Annotated in this window: 21 protein-coding genes; 15 read left to right on the top strand and 6 right to left on the bottom strand. The window is 59.4% G+C overall.

Going from position 1 to position 20,348, the window contains the following annotated elements:
- Positions 1-32: 32 nt before the first annotated feature.
- Positions 33-1,079 (top strand): aldo/keto reductase, encoded by a 1,047-nt coding sequence (locus ACRZ9X_RS00740; RefSeq protein WP_480515219.1) that lies wholly within the window; start codon positions 33-35, stop codon positions 1,077-1,079.
- Positions 1,080-1,143: 64 nt separating this feature from the next.
- Here the strand turns inward: ACRZ9X_RS00740 and ACRZ9X_RS00735 are convergent, their stop codons facing one another.
- A complete protein-coding gene (locus tag ACRZ9X_RS00735; protein ID WP_480515217.1) occupies positions 1,144-2,130 on the bottom strand; it encodes a GlxA family transcriptional regulator in 987 nt (328 codons plus the stop codon).
- A 131-nt stretch (positions 2,131-2,261) separates the two neighbouring features.
- Here ACRZ9X_RS00735 and bcoG point away from each other — a divergent pair, with 131 nt between their 5' ends.
- The 3 genes from bcoG to ACRZ9X_RS00720 all read left to right on the top strand — a co-directional run bounded on the left by bcoG (position 2,262) and on the right by ACRZ9X_RS00720 (position 5,476).
- Positions 2,262-3,179, top strand: a complete 918-nt coding sequence (bcoG, locus tag ACRZ9X_RS00730) for a 3-dehydrocarnitine:acetyl-CoA trimethylamine transferase BcoG (protein ID WP_480515215.1) — start codon at positions 2,262-2,264, stop codon at positions 3,177-3,179.
- A 75-nt stretch (positions 3,180-3,254) separates the two neighbouring features.
- The gene (locus ACRZ9X_RS00725) at positions 3,255-4,718 is read left to right on the top strand and encodes a carnitine 3-dehydrogenase (protein WP_480515213.1); all 1,464 of its coding nucleotides are present in this window, start codon (positions 3,255-3,257) and stop codon (positions 4,716-4,718) included.
- Positions 4,715-5,476 (top strand): SDR family oxidoreductase, encoded by a 762-nt coding sequence (locus tag ACRZ9X_RS00720; protein ID WP_480515211.1) that lies wholly within the window; start codon positions 4,715-4,717, stop codon positions 5,474-5,476. Before ACRZ9X_RS00725 ends, ACRZ9X_RS00720 begins: the two co-directional genes overlap by 4 nt.
- On the opposite strand, the gene ACRZ9X_RS00715 is transcribed toward ACRZ9X_RS00720, so the two are convergent.
- Together ACRZ9X_RS00715 and ACRZ9X_RS00710 are read right to left on the bottom strand one after the other, a co-directional pair.
- The gene (locus ACRZ9X_RS00715) at positions 5,477-5,659 is read right to left on the bottom strand and encodes a hypothetical protein (protein ID WP_480515209.1); all 183 of its coding nucleotides are present in this window, start codon (positions 5,657-5,659) and stop codon (positions 5,477-5,479) included.
- Between the two features lie 71 nt (positions 5,660-5,730).
- Complete coding sequence (locus ACRZ9X_RS00710; protein WP_480515207.1) at positions 5,731-6,591, bottom strand: helix-turn-helix domain-containing protein; 861 nt, start codon at positions 6,589-6,591, stop codon at positions 5,731-5,733.
- A gap of 107 nt (positions 6,592-6,698) precedes the next feature.
- Between ACRZ9X_RS00710 and ACRZ9X_RS00705 the strand changes: the two genes are divergently transcribed.
- The 3 genes from ACRZ9X_RS00705 to ACRZ9X_RS00695 are packed head-to-tail and all read left to right on the top strand — an operon-like array spanning position 6,699 to position 8,679.
- Positions 6,699-6,878, top strand: coding sequence for a DUF2061 domain-containing protein (locus ACRZ9X_RS00705; RefSeq protein ID WP_480515205.1), 180 nt, complete (start codon positions 6,699-6,701; stop codon positions 6,876-6,878).
- The gene (locus ACRZ9X_RS00700; protein WP_480515203.1) at positions 6,871-7,755 is read left to right on the top strand and encodes a fatty acid desaturase; all 885 of its coding nucleotides are present in this window, start codon (positions 6,871-6,873) and stop codon (positions 7,753-7,755) included. Before ACRZ9X_RS00705 ends, ACRZ9X_RS00700 begins: the two co-directional genes overlap by 8 nt.
- A 21-nt stretch (positions 7,756-7,776) precedes the next feature.
- Positions 7,777-8,679, top strand: coding sequence for an EamA family transporter (locus ACRZ9X_RS00695; RefSeq protein WP_480515201.1), 903 nt, complete (start codon positions 7,777-7,779; stop codon positions 8,677-8,679).
- On the opposite strand, the gene ACRZ9X_RS00690 is transcribed toward ACRZ9X_RS00695, so the two are convergent.
- From ACRZ9X_RS00690 to ACRZ9X_RS00680, 3 genes are all read right to left on the bottom strand, one after another.
- Complete coding sequence (locus ACRZ9X_RS00690; RefSeq protein ID WP_480515199.1) at positions 8,676-10,028, bottom strand: DEAD/DEAH box helicase; 1,353 nt, start codon at positions 10,026-10,028, stop codon at positions 8,676-8,678. The genes ACRZ9X_RS00695 and ACRZ9X_RS00690 overlap by 4 nt on opposite strands.
- Positions 10,029-10,213: 185 nt before the next feature.
- A complete protein-coding gene (locus tag ACRZ9X_RS00685; protein WP_480515197.1) occupies positions 10,214-11,155 on the bottom strand; it encodes a glycosyltransferase family 2 protein in 942 nt (313 codons plus the stop codon).
- Between the two features lie 54 nt (positions 11,156-11,209).
- On the bottom strand, positions 11,210-12,814 hold the full coding sequence (locus tag ACRZ9X_RS00680; RefSeq protein WP_480515195.1) for a peptide chain release factor 3: 1,605 nt from the start codon (positions 12,812-12,814) through the stop codon (positions 11,210-11,212).
- 109 nt (positions 12,815-12,923) lie between these two features.
- Here ACRZ9X_RS00680 and ACRZ9X_RS00675 point away from each other — a divergent pair, with 109 nt between their 5' ends.
- The 8 genes from ACRZ9X_RS00675 (at position 12,924) to ACRZ9X_RS00640 (ending at position 20,316) form a co-directional block, all read left to right on the top strand.
- Positions 12,924-13,286: a SnoaL-like domain-containing protein gene (locus ACRZ9X_RS00675; RefSeq protein WP_480515193.1), complete on the top strand. Its 363-nt coding sequence runs from the start codon at positions 12,924-12,926 to the stop codon at positions 13,284-13,286.
- Positions 13,287-13,359: 73 nt separating this feature from the next.
- Positions 13,360-14,139 (top strand): SDR family oxidoreductase, encoded by a 780-nt coding sequence (locus tag ACRZ9X_RS00670; RefSeq protein ID WP_480515886.1) that lies wholly within the window; start codon positions 13,360-13,362, stop codon positions 14,137-14,139.
- A 2-nt stretch (positions 14,140-14,141) separates the two neighbouring features.
- Positions 14,142-15,254: a hypothetical protein gene (locus ACRZ9X_RS00665; protein ID WP_480515191.1), complete on the top strand. Its 1,113-nt coding sequence runs from the start codon at positions 14,142-14,144 to the stop codon at positions 15,252-15,254.
- Between the two features lie 87 nt (positions 15,255-15,341).
- Positions 15,342-16,388, top strand: a complete 1,047-nt coding sequence (locus ACRZ9X_RS00660) for a methyltransferase domain-containing protein (protein ID WP_480515190.1) — start codon at positions 15,342-15,344, stop codon at positions 16,386-16,388.
- Positions 16,389-16,467: 79 nt separating this feature from the next.
- Positions 16,468-17,553 carry an ABC transporter ATP-binding protein gene (locus ACRZ9X_RS00655; protein ID WP_480515188.1) on the top strand — a complete coding sequence of 362 codons (1,086 nt, stop codon included), beginning with the start codon at positions 16,468-16,470 and terminating at the stop codon, positions 17,551-17,553.
- Between the two features lie 114 nt (positions 17,554-17,667).
- The gene (surE, locus tag ACRZ9X_RS00650) at positions 17,668-18,450 is read left to right on the top strand and encodes a 5'/3'-nucleotidase SurE (protein WP_480515186.1); all 783 of its coding nucleotides are present in this window, start codon (positions 17,668-17,670) and stop codon (positions 18,448-18,450) included.
- A complete protein-coding gene (locus ACRZ9X_RS00645) occupies positions 18,447-19,097 on the top strand; it encodes a protein-L-isoaspartate(D-aspartate) O-methyltransferase (RefSeq protein ID WP_480515184.1) in 651 nt (216 codons plus the stop codon). The genes surE and ACRZ9X_RS00645 overlap by 4 nt, the downstream gene beginning before the upstream one ends.
- Positions 19,098-19,161: 64 nt before the next feature.
- Positions 19,162-20,316: a peptidoglycan DD-metalloendopeptidase family protein gene (locus ACRZ9X_RS00640; RefSeq protein WP_480515183.1), complete on the top strand. Its 1,155-nt coding sequence runs from the start codon at positions 19,162-19,164 to the stop codon at positions 20,314-20,316.
- Positions 20,317-20,348 lie beyond the last annotated feature (32 nt).

Below are 20,348 nucleotides of genomic sequence, written 5' to 3'. Positions count from 1 at the left end.
CCGCTCGGCGGTGCATTTCAGGAGAGCGACGGATGGAGATGAAGCCTTTGGGCCGCACCGGAATCATGGTGACGGATTTGTGTCTGGGGACAATGACGTTTGGCAGCCAGACCTCGGAGACCGAGGCGCATACCCAGATGGATATGGCGCTGGAAGCCGGGATCAATTTTGTAGATGCCGCCGAGATGTACCCGGTCAATCCCATTGCCAGGGAAACGATCGGACGCACCGAGGAGATTCTGGGCAGCTGGAACGCCGCCAACGCTGCGCGCCGGGACAAATATGTGCTGGCCACCAAGCATTCAGGGGCCGGGATGGCACATGCGCGCGACGGGGCGCCCATCTCGGGCGCGACGATCCCGGATGCGATTGAGGGCTCATTGAGGCGATTGCGGACGGATTGCATCGATCTGTACCAGTTTCACTGGCCCAACCGCGGCAGCTATATGTTTCGGCAGAACTGGGATTTTGCACCATCGGGGCAGGACACGCAGGACGTGTTGGACAATATGCACGAATGTCTGGCGGCCCTGCAGGGGCAAGTGGACAAGGGCAATATCCGCGCCTTTGGGCTGTCGAATGAGAGTGCCTGGGGGACAGCGCAATGGGTGCGTTTGGCCGAAGCGACGGGTACGCCCCGTGTCGCTTCTGTTCAGAACGAATACTCGTTGCTGTGCCGGTTGTTCGACACGGATATGGCCGAACTTTGCGTGCACGAGGATGTGGGTCTGATGGCCTTTTCACCTTTGGGTGCAGGTTTTCTGACCGGTAAATACCAGGGCGGAGCGGTGCCGGACGGATCGCGCATGTCGATCAATGCCGAGATGGGAGGGCGCAAATCCGAGCGGGTTTTCGATGCTGTGGCAGCTTATTTGGAGATTGCCCAACGGCATGGATTGGATCCGATTCACATGGCGCTGGCCTGGTGCCGGACGCGTCCTTTCATGATGTCGGCCATTTTTGGCGCAACGACAGTGGCGCAGTTGGAACATATTCTGGAAGGGCGCAACTTACGGCTGCCCGAGGATGTTGTAAACGAGATCAACGCGGCGCATCGCGCGTATCCGATGCCGTATTAGGGGGCGCTGCCCCGGCCGCGCGGGGCGCGCGCGGCTCCCCCGGAGTATTTTGAAAAGATGAAGATCAGTGGGGCGTAGGCTGGGTGCGTTCCAGCCTGAGGTCGCGTGCGGATTGCCCATGGGCGGTGCGGAAAGCACGGGCAAAGCTGGATTGCGAGGCAAAGCCTGTGGCAAGCGCCACATCCATCAAAGGCCGGTCGGTGTCGGTCACCAGACGGCGGGCCTCGGCCAGTCTGAGCTGCAGGTAGTGGTCCTGTGGCGTGGTGTTCAGACGCAGGCGGAATTGTTGCTGCAAGGTACGCGGGCTGGTGCCCAGCGTCTCGGCGATGTCGGCCAGAGGCAAGGGTGTGTCGAGGGACGATTCCATCAATGCATTTGCTTTGGCGGTCAGTGTTGTGTGGCGGAGTGGTGCGCCGGTGCGGCTTTGGGGCTTTGATGGCGCGGACGTGCCTTCGTAGAGGAACAGGCCGGAGACGCGGGCTGCGAACCCTGCGCCGTGGCGCGCGGCGATGATGTGGAGCATCATGTCCACAGCCGGGACGGCTCCGCCAGACGTCAGGCGGTTTTCGGAAACGGTGAAGCGATCCGGGCGGACGTCCACGGCCGGGAAACGGGCTGCGAAGCTTTCGAGATCCTCCCAATGGGTGGTTGCGGCGTGGCCGTCGAGCAGACCGGCTTCGGCCAGCAGCCAGGGGCCTCCGTCGATGCCGGCCATGGTGGCGCCAGTTGCAGCAACGCGGCGCAGGCCCCCGAGCAGGCTGGGTGTGGCGTGGCGGGCGAGTTGGAAGCCCGCGACGACGATCATCAGGTCGCAACTTTGCAGACGGGCCAGCGGGATGCCCGGGACGGTCAGGGCGCTGGTCAGCAGCGCGGGTTCGGAGGTGGCGGTCACATAATCCCAGTCAAAGGCCGGGCGGTCGGCCAGCCGGTTGGCGGCGCGCATCGGATCGACGGCGGCGGCAAAGCTGAGCGTGTTGCACTCATCCAGCACCAGCACCGCCGTTTTCAGGGCGCGATGTTCAGGCTGGAGGATGTTTTTTGCGGATTTCATCAAGTTCGATTCGCATTCTGGCAAGTGTTTCCTCAAGGCTGCGTCAGACTTGGGAACAACGCAAATCGATAACCGGGGAGAAGTCTGGGGAAAACCCGTGGCACAAGCCGGTATAAACTGGGGAAAACGCCATGCCTTTGGAAATGAACCGCGACGTCTTTATTACTTGTGCCGTGACCGGCTCGGGCGGGACGCAGGATCGCAGTCCGCATGTGCCACGCTCGCCTGCTCAGATTGCTGAAAGCGCGATTGCCGCGGCAAAGGCGGGGGCGGCGGTGGTGCATTGCCATGTGCGTGATCCGGAGAGCGGCGCGCCCTCGCGCGATTTGGGCCTGTATCGGGAGGTGACTGAGCGGATTCGCGATGCGGATGTGGATGTGGTTTTGAACCTGACGGCCGGGATGGGCGGGGATATCGTGTTCGGCGGCGTCGAGAGCCCGTTTCCGGTGAACGAGGCCGCGACCGACATGATCGGGGCGAGTGAGCGCGTGGCGCATGTTGCCGCGTGTCTTCCCGAGATCTGTACGCTGGATTGCGGCACGATGAACTTTGCCGAGGCTGATTATGTGATGACCAACACGCCCGGCATGTTGCGGGCGATGGGACAGATGATGACCGATCTTGGGGTGAAGCCCGAGATCGAGGCGTTTGACACCGGTCATCTGTGGTTTGCCAAGCAGTTGGTGAAAGAGGGCGTGCTGGAACCGGATGCTCTGGTGCAGCTGTGCATGGGGGTGCCGTGGGGTGCGCCGGACGATCTGAACACTTTTATGGCGATGGTTAACAATGTGCCTGATGACTGGACGTTCAGTGCTTTTGCCTTGGGACGGCGTCAAATGGCTTATGTCGCGGCCTCCGTGCTGGCGGGGGGTAACGTACGGGTCGGGCTTGAGGACAACCTGTGGCTGGACAAGGGCGTATTAGCCGAGAACTGGCAGTTGGTAGAACGTGCGGGAACGATCATTGAAAACATGGGGGCGCGCGTGATCGGACCCGAGGCGGTGCGTGAGAAGTTGGGGTTGGTGAAACGGGCACCGGTGGCGCCGTGAGGGTAGGGTGGATTGGGGGCCAGCCCCCAAACCCCCGGGATATTTTGGGCCAGATGAAGTTTGGGATGTGTTGAGATGAAAGCAGCGGCGATTATCGGTGGCGGGGTTATTGGCGGCGGATGGGCCGCTCGGTTCCTGCTGAACGGCTGGGATGTGCGGGTGTTTGATCCGGACCCGGAAGCCGAGCGCAAGATTGGTGAGGTTCTGGACAATGCACGGCGGTCGCTGCCGGGGTTGTGTGATGTACCTTTGCCGCCTGAGGGGGCGCTGAGTTTTCATGACGAGATGGGCGAAGCCGTGCGGGGGGCCGTCTGGATTCAAGAAAGCGTGCCGGAACGCCTGGATCTGAAGCTAAAGGTCTACAAGGGTTTGCAGCAGGCCTGTGATCCGGAGGCGATCATCGGGTCCTCGACCAGTGGGTTCAAGCCATCGGAACTGCAGCAAGGAGCGTTGAGGCCTGAGCAGATTGTGGTCACGCATCCGTTTAACCCGGTGTATCTGTTGCCGCTGGTTGAGTTGGTGCCCACCGATAAAAACCCGCCGGAAATGGTCGCTCGGGCGCAGGAGCTTTTGAAATCGCTCGGGTTCTTTCCGTTGCATCTGCGAAAAGAGATCGATGCGCATATTGCAGACCGGTTTCTTGAAGCGGTATGGCGCGAGGCGTTGTGGCTGGTCAAGGACGGAATCGCCACGACGGAAGAGGTCGATGAGGCCATTCGCATGGGCTTTGGTATCCGTTGGGCGCAGATGGGCTTGTTTGAAACCTACCGCGTAGCCGGGGGCGAGGCCGGGATGCGGCATTTTTTGGCGCAGTTCGGGCCTGCGCTGAAATGGCCCTGGACCAAACTTATGGATGTGCCGGATTTCACAGACGAACTGGTCGATATGATAGCGGAGCAGTCGGATGCGCAGTCGGGCATGCATTCGATTCGGGAATTGGAGCGCATCCGCGACAATAATCTTGTCGGGATGATGCGGGCGCTGAAGGCGCAGGATTATGGTGCCGGGGCAGTACTGAATCAGCATGATGCGGTTTTGAAACCCGGCGCGCTGCCGACATTGGATCAGGCGGATTTGAGCCAGCCGATCCTGACGCTGGCCCGTGCAGTGCCGCTGGACTGGACCGATTACAACGGACACATGAATGAGGCGAAATACCTTGAGGCTTTCGCCGCGGCCACCGACCGGTTCATGGAGATCATCGGATGTGACATGGACTATATCGCCACCGGTGGCAGCTATTTCACCGCAGAAAATCACATCAGATACATACATGAAACGCATGCGGGTGCGCGTATTGAATGCCGGACGCAGATGCTGCTGGGGCAGGGCAAGAAACTGCATGTGTTTCATAGCATGTATGAAGGCGACAAGTTGCTGGCCACGGGCGAGAGCTTTTTGTTGCATGTCAGCCTGGACACCCGGCGCCCCAGCGCCCCTGCGCCTCAGATCGAGGCGGCGATGGCGCGGATCGCCGAGGCGCAAGCCGGGTTGCCCTATCCCGAAGGCGCGGGTGCCGCGATCCGCAAGCCTGTATGAGCAGGCGGGTACTGATCACGGCCGGAGCCGCTGGCGTCGGGCGCGCCATGGCTGAGGCGTTTGATGCGGCGGGTGCGCGGGTTTGGGTGGCTGATGTGGATCAGGCGGCCTTGTCGGAATGTCCCGCGAATTGGGTCACGTCGCATGTCAATGTCGCAGACGAGGGCAATGTGGCCGCCATGTTTGCCCAGGTCACCGCAGAATGGGACGGGGTGGATACGCTTTGCGCAAATGCCGGCATCGCTGGGCCGACGGCTTTGGTCGAGGACGTGGCGCTGAATGATTGGCGGAACTGCCTGTCGGTGAACCTTGAGGGCACGTTTCTATGCGCGAAATACGCCGCCCCTATTCTCAAGCAGCAGGGTAGCGGGGCGATCCTGATCACGTCCTCGACCGCAGGTCAGTTCGGCTATCCCAATCGCGCGCCTTATGCGGCCGCTAAATGGGGCGTCATCGGGTTGGGCAAGACGCTTGCGATGGAGTTGGGCCCATACGGTGTTCGCTGCAACATCATTTGCCCGGGCTCGATCGAAGGTCCGCGCATGGAAGGGGTTCTGCAGCGTGAAGCCGCGGCCAAGGGCATGAGTCGCGATCAGGTTTACAACGGCTATGCTTCTGGCACCTCAATGGGGCGGTTCGTCGAGGCCAGTGATATTGCCAACATGGCCGTGTTTCTGGCCTCGGACGCGGCGCGGCTGGTGTCGGGGCAAGTCATTGCCGTGGATGGGCACACCGTCAACCCCGACCCAAAGGTGTGATCAACCCTGATTGGGGCCGCGAATCTGGCGGATGGTCTGACGAACGGCCTGCCAATCCTGCGCCTGTTCTGCCTGTCCGGCGGCCTCGCATTCGCGCATCTTCTTGGCAGCTTCAGCCTCGGCCCGATCTCCGTGTGCCGAGTATAGCGCGCGGGCGTATTGAGCGGTTTGTAATGCGTCCATTCCTGTGGTCCTCCGTCATTGGTCGGAATGCCTGAAAGTTCGCGCCTTTGGACGATACCACAGCCTGGGCCCTAGCGCATCTTTTTGCGCATATGCTCAAGATGTGCGGGGAAATCCCGCGCGGTGATATCAGCTTCGCGGACCAACTGGTCGAAATGCCTTGTAAAAGTCTCGATCCGGTCTCGATCCCGGAAGGCCATGTAGTGACTTCCGGCATAAAACACGCACATCAATGGACCAAAGATCGTCACCGGCGCGGAGTAAAGCCGTTTGGCGTCAAACAGGTAGATACGCAACCGTGGGTACAGCTGATCGCAAAGGGTTAGCAGATGGTCAATCTGCGCCAGCCGTGTCGGCAAGGCCAGCCCTTCATAATACCCGGTGGCGGCAACAAAACTGTCGATTTCATAAAGCGGCATGGCGATTTCATAGTCGGATTGTGCCGCACGCATCCATGTCAGGCGGTCGGCGGACGCTCCAATCGCCTGATCTGCGCTGCGCCCCAAATGAGGCGCATATTCCCATTCCAGCACCGCCCGTGTTTTGAGCATGTCAGGCAAAGTGGCCGGAACATAACGGATTTTGTAACCTGCAGCCTCTTTGTGCCACGCGAAAATTCGTTCATCCACAAGTGCGCGTGGCGCTTCGGTCACCGTCAGGGAACTGGCCAGAAGTTCAGCGGCGCTTTCAGGCCGGTCAGACAGGCTGAGTAACCAATCGGCTGAAACGCCCAACGCCGAGGCACAACTGCCGACGACATGAGCGTTGGGCAACCGCGCGCCGTCACCTGTCAGAAGCTGGGATACGGTCGAACGATCCACGCCGATACCGCGTGCCAGCGCGCTCTGACTGATTTGACGGCCCTCCATCGCTTGGGCGAGGCGATACCGGAACTCAGCGGCGCGGTCGCGTTTGTCGATTTTTCCCAACATTTGTTGTGATATATCACATTATGTGAATCTTGTTAACTACATACAGAATGTTCAACGCTCTGCACCGCGCGTACGTCTTGAATAATAACAACAAAACGGGTGACGGAATGGAAACGCGGCGCAGATCGGTCGTGATTGCGGTGGTGTGGACTCTGGTGGGTGGAGTGACAACCGGATCGACAGCCATTGGGGGAACGCTTGCCGTGGTGAATACGGCCATCGGTCTGACGCTTTATGTGGTGTACGAACGTTTCTGGGCCGGAGTGGCCTGGGGCCGAAATGTCTGAGCGCGCCGGGCCGGAGTGGGGCACGTTTGCTCTGATCATCCTGTGCTACATGGCGTGGCTGCTGGCAATATTCTGTCTTCCGGTTCTATGGATGATCCCGATCATGGGGATGGTGGCAGCCCTGCATTCGTCCCTGACCCATGAGGCGCTGCACGGGCATCCTTTTCGCGCACGATGGTTGAACGAGGCGCTGATGGCGCTGCCGCTGACCCTGTTCATCCCATACCAGCGGTTCCGGGACCTGCATCTGGCCCATCATCGTGATGCGACCCTGACTGATCCATATGACGATCCCGAATCGAACTATCAGGACCCTGCAGTTTGGCAAAGCTTGCGCAATTGGCAGAGACGACTGCTGCGCATCAATAACACTCTGCTGGGTCGTATCATTCTCGGGCCGGCCATTGGTCAGCTTGTATTCCTGAAAGCTGAGGCGCGCGAGATTGCACGTGGTGAAGGCAGAGTGCTGCGCGCATGGGCTATGCATGTGATCGGTGTTGTCGGCGTTCTTTTTGCAGTCACCCAATCGGGAACGCCGGTTTGGGCCTATGTTCTGTCCGCTTATATGGGGTTAGCTCTGGTCAAAATCCGAACGTTTCTGGAACATCGGGCACATGACAAGTCTGGGGCCAGAACAGTCATTATCGAAGATCGTGGTTTTCTTGCTTTTCTGTTTCTGAACAATAACCTGCACGTCGTTCATCACATGAACCCAAGCGCACCCTGGTATCGGCTGCCAGCCTTGTATCGGGACGGCAAAGACAAATATCTGACCTTGAACGAGGGCTATGTCTACCGCTCATACGGTGAGATCTTTCGGGCTTATTTTTGGCGCGCCAAGGATCCGGTGGCGCATCCTCTCTGGCCAAAGGGCTGATTTCACGACACAAGGGTTCTTATGAGCCTTTGGATTCCCGTCACAATCGCGGCCGCGACGTTTCAGACCGTGCGATTCATGCTGCAAAAATCGTTGAGCAGCGTGAAATTGTCGGCGGCGGGCGCAACCTTTGCACGGTTCGCCTATTCCCTGCCGCTGGTCCTGGTCGCACTGATTTCCGCAATCTGGCTGACTGGGTTTTCCGTGCCGTCTTTGACCGGTTGGTTCTGGCTTTATGCGATTGTGGGGGGAACGGCGCAGATCCTGGCGACTATTTGTGTGGTCGCTTTGTTCAAACAGCGGAATTTTGCGGTCGGGATCACGTTCAAGAAAACAGAAGTCATTCAAACTGCCATTGTCGGGTTTCTCGTTCTGGGGGATCAGGTCTCCGGCGGTGCACTTGTAGCCATTCTGCTGGGTCTGTGCGCTGTCCTGTTGTTGTCCAAAAACCCCGGCGGCGAAGGTGCATGGTGGAAACACCTGAGCAACCGTGCCTCGCGCTTGGGGCTTGGGTCGGGCGTGCTGTTTGCCTTTTCTTCGGTCGGGTATCGCGGCGCTTCGCTGGAACTGGGGGATATCGACGCCTGGTTCAGGGCATTGGTCACACTGACCTTTGTGGTCACGTTCCAGTTTCTGAGCATGGGCGCGTGGCTGCTGTGGCGTGACCGGGCCGAGTTGCGCGCGGTCTGGGACACGCGCAGGACGGGCATGTTTGTCGGTCTGACCAGTTTGTGTGGCTCGTTCTGCTGGTTCTTTGCGTTCACGCTGCAGAATGCGGCCTATGTTAAAGCCTTGGGGCAGGTCGAGCTGATCTTCAGCCTGTTTGCGTCGATCCTGTTTTTCCGCGAACGCATCACCCGGCGCGAAATCGCCGGGATGACATTGCTGGGTGCGTCGATTCTGGCGTTGGTATTGTCGATCTAGCCCGCGCGACGCTCATCAAAGCTAAGCGCGATGAAACTGGGCATGTGATCACCCATACCAACAACGGCAGAGCCTCTGTTTTCGCTGCGACCGCGTCCACGCCCCTTGGGTTCCTTGTCTTTTTTGGGCTCAGTCTTCTTGCTGTCCGAGGACTTGGAAGGTTTTTCGGCTTTTGGCTTCTCGGCCTTGGGGTCCTCGACCGGCATCGGATTGTCCAGACGCGGGATTTCCTTCTGGATCAGGGTCTCGATCGCGGCCAGCGCTTTTTCATCGCGGCCCGAACAGATTGTTATCGCCTTGCCGTCGCGCCCGGCACGCCCGGTGCGACCGATCCGGTGAACGTAGTCCTCGGGGTGGCCGGGGACGTCGAAATTGAACACGTGGCTGACCGAAGGGATATCCAGCCCCCGCGCGGCCACGTCCGACGCAACCAGCAAACGCAAGCTGCCGTCGCGGAACCCGTCCAGCGTTTTCATCCGCTGGGACTGATCCAGATCGCCGTGAATGGCGGCGGCGTTATAGCCGTATTTCTTCAGCGACTTGGCGCAGATATCCACGTCCGTCTTGCGGTTGCAGAAAATGATAGCGTTGGTGCATGCCTCGCCCTCGGCGTCGATCAGTGCACGCAGTGTCTTGCGCTTGGCGCTGGCCTCGCGGTCGCGACGGCCGCCTTTGAACAGGACAACACCCTGTTCGATGGTTTCCGAGGCGGTGGCCTGACGAGCGACTTCGATCCGTGCCGGGGCCGACAGGAATGTGTCGGTGATCCGCTCGATCTCGGACGCCATCGTGGCCGAGAAAAACAGGGTCTGTCGCGTGAAGGGTGTCAGTGAAAAGATGCGTTCGATATCGGGGATGAAACCCATGTCCAGCATCCGGTCGGCTTCATCCACCACCATGATCTGCACGCCGGTCAGCAACAGTTTGCCGCGTTCGAAATGGTCCAGCAGCCGGCCCGGAGTGGCAATCAGAACGTCGACGCCTCGGTCGATCAGAGCGTCTTGCTCCTTGAAGCTGACACCACCGATCAACAGCGCCTTGGTCAGTTTCAGGTGCTTGGAATAGGTGTCGAAATTCTCGGCCACCTGTGCGGCCAGTTCCCGCGTCGGGCACAACACCAATGACCGGGGCATCCGCGCACGCGCGCGGCCACGGGCCAGCAGGGTGATCATCGGCAGCGTAAAGCTGGCGGTTTTCCCGGTGCCGGTCTGGGCGATCCCCAATACATCGCGCCCTTCCAAAGCGGGTGGAATCGCGCCTTCCTGGATTGGTGTCGGGGTTTCGTAGCCAGCTTCCTCAATGGCTTTGAGGACCTTGGGGTTCAGGTTCAGTTCGTTAAACTTTGTCATGTATGTCCGGTTCATGCGGACACGTGTACCTGGCCCGCGCGTATGAAATATGCCGGGCCCGGATGGCCATGCGCTTCGTGCGCATTTCGGCTTGGACGGGGACATAACAAAATCGTAGGGCAGGGTCAAATGAAGAGGGTTTAATCATTTGCCATCCTGGGGCGCTCTGGATTTTCGGCAACAATTCAGATGGTTCCGGGAAAGTGTTTCTGCACCTTCTCATCCAGACACAGCGGTCTGTGCCGGATCATATCATGATCTTCCAGACGATTTAGGACCTCGGTGTCGATGCCACTGATTTCGTCATAGAACTCTTGCAAGCCCGGTTCGCCGTATTCCTGTTCGATCCAGCTGAGCAGTTCGAACTTATTCAACCCTCCGATCTCGCGGGCTCTGTTGGGGGTTCCGGTGGCTTGATAGGACCCGCGTTCCATCCGAAAACGGTAATGAGCCAGCCAATGCTCCCAATTCGGGGCGTGGCGATGGCACAGGTCGATCTCGGGGATTTCGGTTGCTACAGGCAAAAGCGCCCCGTTCTGAAACAGGTTGTGAATCCGGTCGCTGAGATTTGGTAAACCCCTGCGCACAAACAATTTGCCCTGAACGTGGCTTAGGAACCCGCCCAGCAGAAAAGCGCCGTAGTTTGGATAGATTGCCTCGACCAGCCTGTTGCGATCAGGACCGGCCGGGATGAACGCTTTATAAAGATCGTGACCTCCGGCCAGCGCCTCGATGGGGCGAACACGTACCGCCGGGATGTCATCCGGCACACCCGCCAGCAGGTCGGGAATCGGGGCCATCGGCCATAGAAACTCATCCACATCAATATGTGCCAGCCAATCCAGTTCGGTTTGGCGATAGGTGAAGTTTGCGTTGAAGGATTGCCGGACCTGATGCGCCTGAGGTCTTTCCCGCCCACGGCGAGCCCAATACGCATCATTACAGACCCGAATGTCGATCTTGGGATGCCCGCGCAGGGTTCGGACCGCGCGGCGGTTGGAGTCATCGAGAAACAGATGCAGCCGGTCCGCACCGAGATCGATGTGATGGGCGGCAAAACGCAGAATCTCGTCAAGCGGAGCCCGGGTGGTCATGACTATTCCCCAGGTCGGCTTGATGTCGCTCATCAGATGTCCAAAGTCGTTGTCGCGTGGTGCGCGCGACGGATCGCGCGCGGGGTGTTACGTCATCATTTCCTTGGTCGCCGTCAGGGTCAGAGCCGGGTAATCGCGCACCACTCGGTCGATGTCCCATTGCAGGCGCGTCAGGTAAACGATGTCGCCGTCATGATCATGGGCGATGTGCTGTTTGTTGGTGTTGACGAACTTCTCGACCTCGGCCTTTTCCCCGTTGACCCAGCGCGCCGAGGTGAACTGAGACGCCTCGAACCGTACCGGCAGGCCGTATTCCATCTCGATCCGGCTGGCGAGCACTTCAAATTGCAGCGCGCCAACAACGCCGACGATAAAACCCGATCCGATTGAGGGTTTGAATACCTTTGCCGCGCCTTCTTCGGCGAACTGCATCAGCGCCTTTTCCAGATGCTTGGCCTTCATCGGATCGCCCGCGCGGACGCCTTGCAGCAGTTCGGGCGCGAAGGACGGGATGCCCTTGACCCGGATCGCCTCGCCCTCGGTCAGCGTGTCGCCGATGCGCAATTGCCCGTGGTTGGGGATGCCGATGATATCGCCGGCCCAGGCTTCCTCGGCCAGTTCGCGGTCGGATGCCAGAAACAGCACCGGGTTCGAGATCGCCATTGGTTTCTTGGTGCGCACATGGGTCAGCTTCATGCCGCGTTTGAAATGGCCCGACGCCATACGGACAAACGCCACCCGGTCACGGTGCTTGGGATCCATATTGGCCTGCACCTTGAAGACAAACCCGGCGACCTTCTTTTCATCGGGTGCGATCTGACGCGGTTCGGCCGACTGCACCTGCGGCTGCGGGCCGTATGCGCCAATACCTTCCATCAGTTCCTTAACACCGAATGAGTTGATCGCCGAGCCGAACCAGATCGGGGTCATATGCCCCTCAAGCACCGCCTGCGGGTCGAGTTTGGGCAGCAATTCGCGCGCCATCTCAACCTCTTCCAGCAATTTCTCTAGCAAATGTTCCGGGACGTGTTCGGCCAGCTTTGGATCGTCCAAGCCATTGATTTCGACGCTTTCGGCCACCTTGTTGCGGTCGGCACGATCCATCAGTTCCAGCCGGTCGCGCAGCATGTCATAACAGCCGATGAAATCGCGCCCCACGCCAATCGGCCACGCGGCGGGCGTGACGTCAATGGCCAACATCTCCTGAATTTCGTCGATGATCTCGAACGTATCGCGGCTTTCGCGGTCCATCTTGTTACAGAAGGTCAGGATCGGCAGATCGCGCAGGCGGCAGACCTCGAACAGTTTCTGCGTCTGGCTTTCCACGCCTTTCGCACCGTCGATCACCATCACGGCGGCGTCCACGGCGGTCAGCGTGCGATAGGTATCCTCGGAAAAGTCCGAGTGGCCGGGCGTGTCCACCAGATTGAACCGGAAATTCCCGTAATCGAACGACATCGCCGAGGCAGAAACCGAGATACCCCGATCTTTCTCCATCTGCATGAAGTCTGACCGCGTGCGCCGCGCCTCACCCTTGGCGCGGACCTGACCGGCCATCTGGATGGCACCACCGTACAACAGGAACTTTTCGGTCAGCGTCGTCTTGCCCGCATCGGGGTGCGAGATGATGGCGAATGTCCGGCGCCGGGCAATCTCGGGCGGCAGAGAGGGTTGGTTCGAGGTATCAAGCATGCTCGGGCGTATAGGCGGGGAATCCTGCCGAGGCAAGATAAAGGGGCTGGTTCGAATCGTGTCGCTATGGCAATAAGAACATATAGTGAACAAATAATGGAGAGGACCTATGAATTTGAAAGAGATTGCCGACGAACTGGTGGCAGGCTGCCGTGAGGATCGCGCGAAAGAGAATTTAGAGAAGCTGTATGCGGAAGATGCCGTTTCGGTCGAGTCGCAGGATTTTGAGGGCATGGGCCGCGAAACGCACGGCAGGGATGCGATCCGGGGCAAACATGAATGGTGGGAAGGGGCGCATGAAGTCTCTGGCGCATCTGTCAGCGACCCGTTCCCGCATGGCGAAGACCGCTTTGCCGTGATCTTCGAAGTGCAAGGCAAGGTGAAAGAGTCCGGAGAAGCCTTTGATATGCGTGAGGTTGGCGTCTACCACGTTGCCGATGGAAAGATCGTGCGGGAAGAGTTCTTTTATTAACGCGCTCTGAATTCTGGTCTTCCCCGTCTGGCCGGTGCTAGACATGGCGGCAACAATAGACGGGGAGGATCACATGGATCTGGGTATCAAGGGAAAACGCGCTCTGGTCTGCGCCAGCAGCAAAGGTTTGGGTCTGGGCTGTGCCGAGGCTTTGGCGGCGGCGGGCGTCGATCTGGTAATGAATGCGCGCGGGGCCGAGATACTGGAAGCCGCGGCGGCGCGTCTGCGCTCGGACCACGGTGTGAACGTGCAGACCGTGGCGTGCGATGTCACGACTGCCGACGGACAGGCGCAGGTGATAGAGGCCGCGCAGGGTGTTGATATCCTTGTGACAAATGCCGGGGGGCCGCCTCCGGGCATGTGGTCGGACTGGGATCGCGACGATTTCATCAAGGCGCTGGACGCCAACATGTTGACCCCGATTGCCTTCATGAAGGCGCTGTTGCCGGGGATGATGGACAAGGGCTGGGGACGTGTGGTCAACATCACTTCGCAATCCGTGCGTTCGCCGATTGCGGTTCTAGGCCTGTCGAATGCCGCGCGGACGGGATTGACCGGCTATGTGGCCGGAACCTCGCGGCAAGTTGCGCCGCATGGGGTGACCATCAACAACCTGTTGCCGGGTATCCACGCGACTGACCGTGCGGATTCGCTGGATGGTGCAGTTTCGCTGCAGAAAAACATCTCGATTGAGGATGCCCGTGCAGAACGTGCTGCTACAATTCCAGCTCGCCGTTATGGCACACGGCAGGAATTCGGGGCGGCCTGCGCCTTCCTGTGTTCGCAACATGCAGGATTTATCGTTGGGCAGAACATCCTGCTGGACGGCGGCAGCACGAACCTGACGATGTAGAGATGGCGCAGGGGTTCTCACTCAAGGATCAGTTGTTCAACGCAGAAAAAGTTCGTTATCTCAGTGTGTTATTCGCAAAATCTGAACCATCTTTTGATGCGGGCGTGTTCGGGAAACGGGTGATGTCGCGCCTGCCTGAGCTTGAGTTGAAAGAGCGGATGGCGTGGATCGCCACTTGCCTGCAAGACGCGGTCCCCGGCAATTTGTCAGACGTTGCACCGGTGATCCTGCGCGCTCTTCCTCCACCGCTTGATCCCACCAAAAGCGACGATGATTTTGGTGATTTCATCTTTGCGCCTTTGGGAGACTGGGTTGCTGACGTTGGGTTGGATCAACCCGATCTGGCGTTGGACCTGTTTGAGGAACTGACTCAGCGGTTTTCGATGGAGTGGGCAATTCGTCCGTTCCTGAACCGTCACCCAGATCGGGTGCTGGCGCGTATGGAGGCGTGGTGCGACCACGACAGCTATCACGTGCGCCGTCTGGTCAGCGAAGGGACCCGACCGCGTTTGCCCTGGGGGCAAGCGGTTGGATTGCAGTTGACGGACCCTCTGCCGCTGCTGGATCGGTTGCACGCTGACCGGACGCGCTATGTGACGCGGTCGGTGGCCAACCATCTGAACGATATCACCAAGAAAGACCCGGATCTCGTGCTGGACCGGCTGCACAACTGGTCCAAAGATCGGGCGCAGGATGCGGCGGAATTGCGCTGGATGACGGCCCACACGTTGCGCGGGTTGGTCAAGTCTGGCCATCCGGGCGCGATGAAGATGCTGGGCTATGACCCCGACGCTGACATATCGGCAGCGATTAAGGTGACGGGTGAGGCGCGCATTGGTGGCGCGCTGGCATTCGAAGTTGAGCTGGAAGGCTTGGGGGATCAGCCAGTGCTGGTCGATTACATCGTGCATTTTCGACGTCCGGGCGGTAAAAAATCCGCCAAGGTGCATAAGTTGAAACAGACCACATTGAAGGAAGGCGCGCTAAACCTTGGCAAGGTGCACAAGCTGAAAGGCAATGCGACGACGTTCAAGCTGGTGCCGGGTCCCCATCGGTTGGAGATTCAGGTAAACGGTCGGGTGCGGGCAGGTGTGGATTTCGAATTGCTGAAGTAACGCTTTTGTAAAGTATCGCTGGAGTGGATTGCGCAAAGGGCGGGGCTGCATTAGCTGACCCAAAGTCAGACACAGGGGATAGTTTCGATGAAGCATGAATCAGTGCAGAATTACTACGGCGATGTCCTTCAAAGCAGCGCGGATTTGCAGACCAATGCGTGCTGCACGCCGGATGACATGCCGGATCACGTGAAAAAGATCCTCTCGAAAGTGCATGACGAGGTTCTGACCCGCTATTATGGCTGCGGGTTGATTGCGCCACTGGATCTGGAGGGGATGAGCATCCTTGACCTGGGTTGTGGGGCGGGGCGCGATGTCTATGCGCTGTCAGCCATGGTTGGAGAAACGGGCCGCGTTGTGGGTGTGGACATGACACCGGAACAGCTGGATGTGGCGCGTGCCCATCAGGAATATCACGCGCAGGCCTTTGGTCACGGCGCGTCGAATGTGGAATTCCATCACGGCTATATCGAAAAGCTGGATGAGCTTGACCTTGAACCCGGGTCTTTCGACATCATCGTTTCAAACTGCGTGATCAATCTGGCCACGGACAAAGAGGCCGTTCTGCGCGGCGCGCATCGGTTGCTGAAGGATGGCGGCGAGATGTATTTCTCGGATGTCTACGCGGACCGCCGGGTGCCGCAGGCTATGGCCGAAGATGAGGTGCTGTATGGCGAATGCTTGTCCGGCGCGCTCTATTGGAATGACTTCCTGTCGATGTCACGCAAGGCCGGGTTCGGCGATCCGCGCCGGGTCACACATCGACCTCTGACCATCGAGAACCCGGTTCTGGAAGACCGCGTTGCGCCGCTCAAGTTCCTTTCGGCCACTTATCGCTTGTTCAAACTGCCTGCCCTGGAACCGGCCTGCGAGGATTATGGGCAAGCGGTGATCTACAAGGGCACCATACCTAACGCTCCTCACCTGTTTGAACTGGATGACCATCACGCGATCGAGGCAGGCAAGGTCTTTCCGGTTTGCGGCAACACGTGGATGATGCTGAAAGACACTCGGTTTGCGCGGCATTTCGACTTTATTGGCGACTTCTCGACCCATTACGGCATTTTCGAAGGCTGCGGCGGGGAAAGCCCGTTTGAAGCAACCGGCGAAGCCGTAACGGGTGGATGCTGCTGATCTCTTGCGCCTGATGGGTGGGGTTGCTATCCCCGCCAAGCCCGATGAATTTGATCGGAAAAGGCAATGGGGTCCTTAATTGGCGGTGAATACAGTTCCTCCTCGGCTTGAAATTCGCAATCTGGTTGCCCGTTTTGGTGGCCGAACCGTAGTGGATGATGTCTCGCTGGCTGTTGCTGCCGGGCAGGTGACCTGTCTGCTGGGCCCTTCGGGCTGCGGCAAGTCGACGACACTGCGCATGATTGCGGGCGTCGAGATGCAAAGCTCGGGCGAGATATTCGTCGACGGCAAGCTGATCTGTGACACGGTGTTTCGTGTTCCGCCGGAACGGCGCGAGATCGGGCTGATGTTTCAGGATTTTGCCCTGTTTCCGCATCTGAGCGTTGCTGACAACGTGGCCTTTGGCCTGAAAGGCAGCAAAGACGAAAAGCGGACCCGTGTCGAGGAACTGTTGAACAAGGTGGACCTGATGCGGTTCATTGACGGCTTTCCGCATCAATTGTCGGGCGGTGAGCAGCAGCGGGTTGCATTGGCGCGCGCGTTGGCCCCGCGACCGCGGATCATGCTGATGGACGAGCCGTTTTCGGGCCTTGATAACCGTTTGCGCGACGGGATCCGGGATGAGACGTTGGCGATCCTCAAGGAAGAAGATGCTGCCGTTTTGCTGGTCACGCATGAGCCGGAAGAGGCCATGCGCATGGCAGACGAAATCGCGCTCATGCGGCGTGGCAAGATCGTGCAGCAGGGCGCGCCCTATAATGTCTATACTCGACCAGCGGACAAGGCTGCAGTTGCTTTTTTCAGCGATGTCAACGTATTGCAGGCACAAGTTAACGGAGCGTTGGCGCATACACCATTCGGGCGTTTTCTGGCACCGGGGATTGCGGACGGAACCGATGTCGATATCGTCTTTCGCCCTCAGCACGTCAAACTGGATTTTGACCGCAACGGCAAAGGTCCGTCACCCACGCCCACGGATGGTGTTGCCGCGCGCGGCGTGGTCGAGCGGGCGCGCTTTTTGGGCAATGAAAGCCTTGTCGAGTTTCGGATGGATTACAACGGCTCAATACTCAAGGCGACGGTTCCAAACGTTTTTGTGCCCGCGCCCGGACGAGTTATGTGGCTGACCATCCGCCGTGACCGGTGCTTTGTCTTTCCGTCTTGATTGCTGGCACTTTGCGGGAAAGTGGTGCGCGAATGCCGCAGATTGAGCGCGCCCGCTGCTTGCCGCAGCGCGGGGGCGGGTCTATCAAGGGCAAAACGCGGGGGTGGAGCGGGCATGCGAGTTCTTCTGACAAATGATGACGGGATCAATGCGCCGGGGCTGATCGCGCTGCAGCATATCGCGCAGGACGTGGCGGGCCCGGATGGCGAGGTCTGGATCGTCGCGCCCGCCTTCGAGCAGTCCGGGGTTGGCCATTGTATCAGCTACACCCATCCGATGATGGTCGCCAAGCTGGACGATCGCCGCTTTGCCGCCGAAGGCTCGCCTGCGGATTGCGTGCTGGCGGGTTTACATGACGTGATGAAGGACGCACCGCCGGATCTGGTGTTGTCCGGCGTGAACCGGGGCAATAACTCGGCAGAGAATACGCTGTATTCCGGGACCATTGGGGGCGCGATGGAGGCAGCCTTGCAAGGCGTGCCGGCAATTGCATTGTCCCAGTATTTCGGCCCTCGCAACCTGGGTCTGGAAGATCCGTTTGAGGCCGCGACCCGTTTTGGTGCCGACGTGGTTCGCCGCATTCTCGCGGCCAGCCCGGCCCAACAGGGTGACTATAAACTGTTTTACAACGTCAATTTTCCGCCCGTTCCTGCAGATGAGGTTCTGGGCAGGCGCGTGGCCCCGCAAGGGTTCCGCCGTGACACGCATTTTGGCGTTGAACCTCACAGCTCGCCTTCGGGGCGGCGGTTTTTGTGGATCAAGGGCGGATATCAGCACAACCCGACTGCCCCTGGCACCGATGCAGCGGTGAATCTGGAAGGCTACATCTCGGTCACGCCGATGCGCGCCGATCTGACCGCCCACGACGCGCTGGAGGCGCTGAAGGTAGTCGAATGACCGGACTGACGCCCGAAATCACCATGCAATTCCTGTTTGCCCTGCGTTCGCGCGGGGTGACGGATGCGCGCGTTCTGGCCGCGATGGAGCAGATTGACCGGGGGCAATTCGTCAAAGGGCTGTTTGCGGATCGTGCCTACGAGGACACGCCGCTGCCGATCGCCTGCGGACAAACGATCAGCCAGCCGTCGGTCGTGGGGCTGATGACGCAGGCGCTGCAGGTCCGTGCGCGGGATACGGTTCTGGAGATCGGCACCGGCTCGGGCTATCAGGCCGCGGTTTTGTCCAAACTGGCCCGGCGGGTTTACACAGTCGAGCGTCACAAGCGTTTGGTTCAGGAAACCGGGCAGTTGTTTCGCCAACTGGGTCTGACCAATGTCACCGCCATGCTGTCGGACGGGTCCTTCGGGTTGCCGGAACAGGCACCGTTTGATCGTATCATTGTGACCGCAGCCGCCGAGGACCCTCCCGGGCCACTCTTGGCGCAGTTGAAAATCGGCGGTATCATGGTGTTGCCGGTGGGACAGTCAGATGCCGTTCAGACGCTGATCCGTGTGACGCGCACTGAAACCGGCCTGGACTATGATGAATTATTACCCGTTCGATTTGTTCCTTTGCTGGAAGGTCTGGGAAAGGACGGCAATTAAAGGTATACTCGGTGAAAAGCGCTGGAACCCCGATCAAACAGGGGCAGGTGTTGAGGACAGTAAAATGAGAGCAGTTTCCAAATTCCCTCTGGGTCGATTTGCGGCATGTGGTGCGGCGCTGGCGGTTCTAGCTGCCTGCGAAGGACCGCTGGATTATGACTTGCGCGGTCAGGTGGGTGGATTTTCCACCACGGATGCGGTGCAGAATGCGACGGCCAATCGTCCGGTGCCTGATGCGCGGGGGGTGATTTCCTATCCAAACTATCAGGTCGCGGTCGCACAGCGCGGCGACACGGTGACAGATGTCGCCACGCGTGTCGGGTTACCCCCGACCGAACTGGCCCGTTTCAACGGCTTGCAGATCAGCGACCCGTTGCGGGACGGTGAAGTCATTGCCTTGCCGCGTTCGGTGGGTGGGACAAGTAATGTTGATATTGCCGCCCTTGCGGGCTCGGCGATTGATGGAGCGCCGAGCACCGGGTCGGTTCAGACCTCGACTTTGGAGCCGGCCAAACCTGCGCCCGCGCCCGCACCTTCGGGGCCGGAGCCGATCCGCCACAAGGTCAAGCGGGGCGAGACGGCCTTTACGATCTCGCGGCTCTATGATGTGCCGGTTGAATCGCTGGCCGAATGGAACGGGCTGGGTCCGGATTTCGTGGTGCGCGAGGGTCAGTTTCTGCTGATCCCGATCAAAAACCAGCCCGCACCGGTCCAGACCGCCGCTGTTCCTGCGACCAACGTCACGCAGCCCGGTGAGGGTTCGCCCACACCCACGCCGCCCAGTGCGACCCAGCCATTGCCGGATGAAGAGATCACTCCGCCGCCGCCAGCGCCGGATGTGACTGCGGATGCGCCTACCAATCAGAGTAATTCTGCGCTGGCCTTTCCGGTCGGCGGGACCATCATTCGCACCTATGACAAAGGCAAGAACGAGGGGATCGACATCGCCGCCTCACCCGGAACACCGGTGCAGGCGGCCGAGGCAGGGACCGTTGCGGCCATCACAGCAGACGCGGATCAGGTGCCCATCATCGTGGTCAAGCACCAGAACGATTTGCTGACAGTCTATGCCAACGTCGACGATATCACTGTCAAGAAAGGCGACCGTGTCCGCCGGGGCCAGAAGATTGCAGCGCTTCGGGATGGCGATAACGCCTATGTTCATTTCGAAGTGCGCAAAGGGTTTGAGTCCGTTGATCCCGAGCCGTTCCTGAAATGACCCGGAAATGGCCCGTGCCGGGCCATGCCTCC

This window comes from Ruegeria sp. AL1 (assembly GCF_056540905.1).
The sequence above is the reverse complement of the archived record's forward strand: the minus strand, read 5'-3'. Positions and strand labels throughout refer to the sequence as shown.

What these genes read in the sequence shown, in the direction of transcription:
- ACRZ9X_RS00740 (WP_480515219.1), top strand. Translation starts at nt 33, where the DNA reads ATGGAGATGAAGCCTTTGGGCCGCACCGGAATCATGGTGACGGATTTG.
- ACRZ9X_RS00735 (WP_480515217.1), bottom strand. Translation starts at nt 2,130, where the DNA reads ATGAAATCCGCAAAAAACATCCTCCAGCCTGAACATCGCGCCCTGAAA.
- bcoG (WP_480515215.1), top strand. Translation starts at nt 2,262, where the DNA reads ATGCCTTTGGAAATGAACCGCGACGTCTTTATTACTTGTGCCGTGACC.
- ACRZ9X_RS00725 (WP_480515213.1), top strand. Translation starts at nt 3,255, where the DNA reads ATGAAAGCAGCGGCGATTATCGGTGGCGGGGTTATTGGCGGCGGATGG.
- ACRZ9X_RS00720 (WP_480515211.1), top strand. Translation starts at nt 4,715, where the DNA reads ATGAGCAGGCGGGTACTGATCACGGCCGGAGCCGCTGGCGTCGGGCGC.
- ACRZ9X_RS00715 (WP_480515209.1), bottom strand. Translation starts at nt 5,659, where the DNA reads ATGGACGCATTACAAACCGCTCAATACGCCCGCGCGCTATACTCGGCA.
- ACRZ9X_RS00710 (WP_480515207.1), bottom strand. Translation starts at nt 6,591, where the DNA reads ATGTTGGGAAAAATCGACAAACGCGACCGCGCCGCTGAGTTCCGGTAT.
- ACRZ9X_RS00705 (WP_480515205.1), top strand. Translation starts at nt 6,699, where the DNA reads ATGGAAACGCGGCGCAGATCGGTCGTGATTGCGGTGGTGTGGACTCTG.
- ACRZ9X_RS00700 (WP_480515203.1), top strand. Translation starts at nt 6,871, where the DNA reads ATGTCTGAGCGCGCCGGGCCGGAGTGGGGCACGTTTGCTCTGATCATC.
- ACRZ9X_RS00695 (WP_480515201.1), top strand. Translation starts at nt 7,777, where the DNA reads ATGAGCCTTTGGATTCCCGTCACAATCGCGGCCGCGACGTTTCAGACC.
- ACRZ9X_RS00690 (WP_480515199.1), bottom strand. Translation starts at nt 10,028, where the DNA reads ATGACAAAGTTTAACGAACTGAACCTGAACCCCAAGGTCCTCAAAGCC.
- ACRZ9X_RS00685 (WP_480515197.1), bottom strand. Translation starts at nt 11,155, where the DNA reads ATGAGCGACATCAAGCCGACCTGGGGAATAGTCATGACCACCCGGGCT.
- ACRZ9X_RS00680 (WP_480515195.1), bottom strand. Translation starts at nt 12,814, where the DNA reads ATGCTTGATACCTCGAACCAACCCTCTCTGCCGCCCGAGATTGCCCGG.
- ACRZ9X_RS00675 (WP_480515193.1), top strand. Translation starts at nt 12,924, where the DNA reads ATGAATTTGAAAGAGATTGCCGACGAACTGGTGGCAGGCTGCCGTGAG.
- ACRZ9X_RS00670 (WP_480515886.1), top strand. Translation starts at nt 13,360, where the DNA reads ATGGATCTGGGTATCAAGGGAAAACGCGCTCTGGTCTGCGCCAGCAGC.
- ACRZ9X_RS00665 (WP_480515191.1), top strand. Translation starts at nt 14,142, where the DNA reads ATGGCGCAGGGGTTCTCACTCAAGGATCAGTTGTTCAACGCAGAAAAA.
- ACRZ9X_RS00660 (WP_480515190.1), top strand. Translation starts at nt 15,342, where the DNA reads ATGAAGCATGAATCAGTGCAGAATTACTACGGCGATGTCCTTCAAAGC.
- surE (WP_480515186.1), top strand. Translation starts at nt 17,668, where the DNA reads ATGCGAGTTCTTCTGACAAATGATGACGGGATCAATGCGCCGGGGCTG.
- ACRZ9X_RS00645 (WP_480515184.1), top strand. Translation starts at nt 18,447, where the DNA reads ATGACCGGACTGACGCCCGAAATCACCATGCAATTCCTGTTTGCCCTG.
- ACRZ9X_RS00640 (WP_480515183.1), top strand. Translation starts at nt 19,162, where the DNA reads ATGAGAGCAGTTTCCAAATTCCCTCTGGGTCGATTTGCGGCATGTGGT.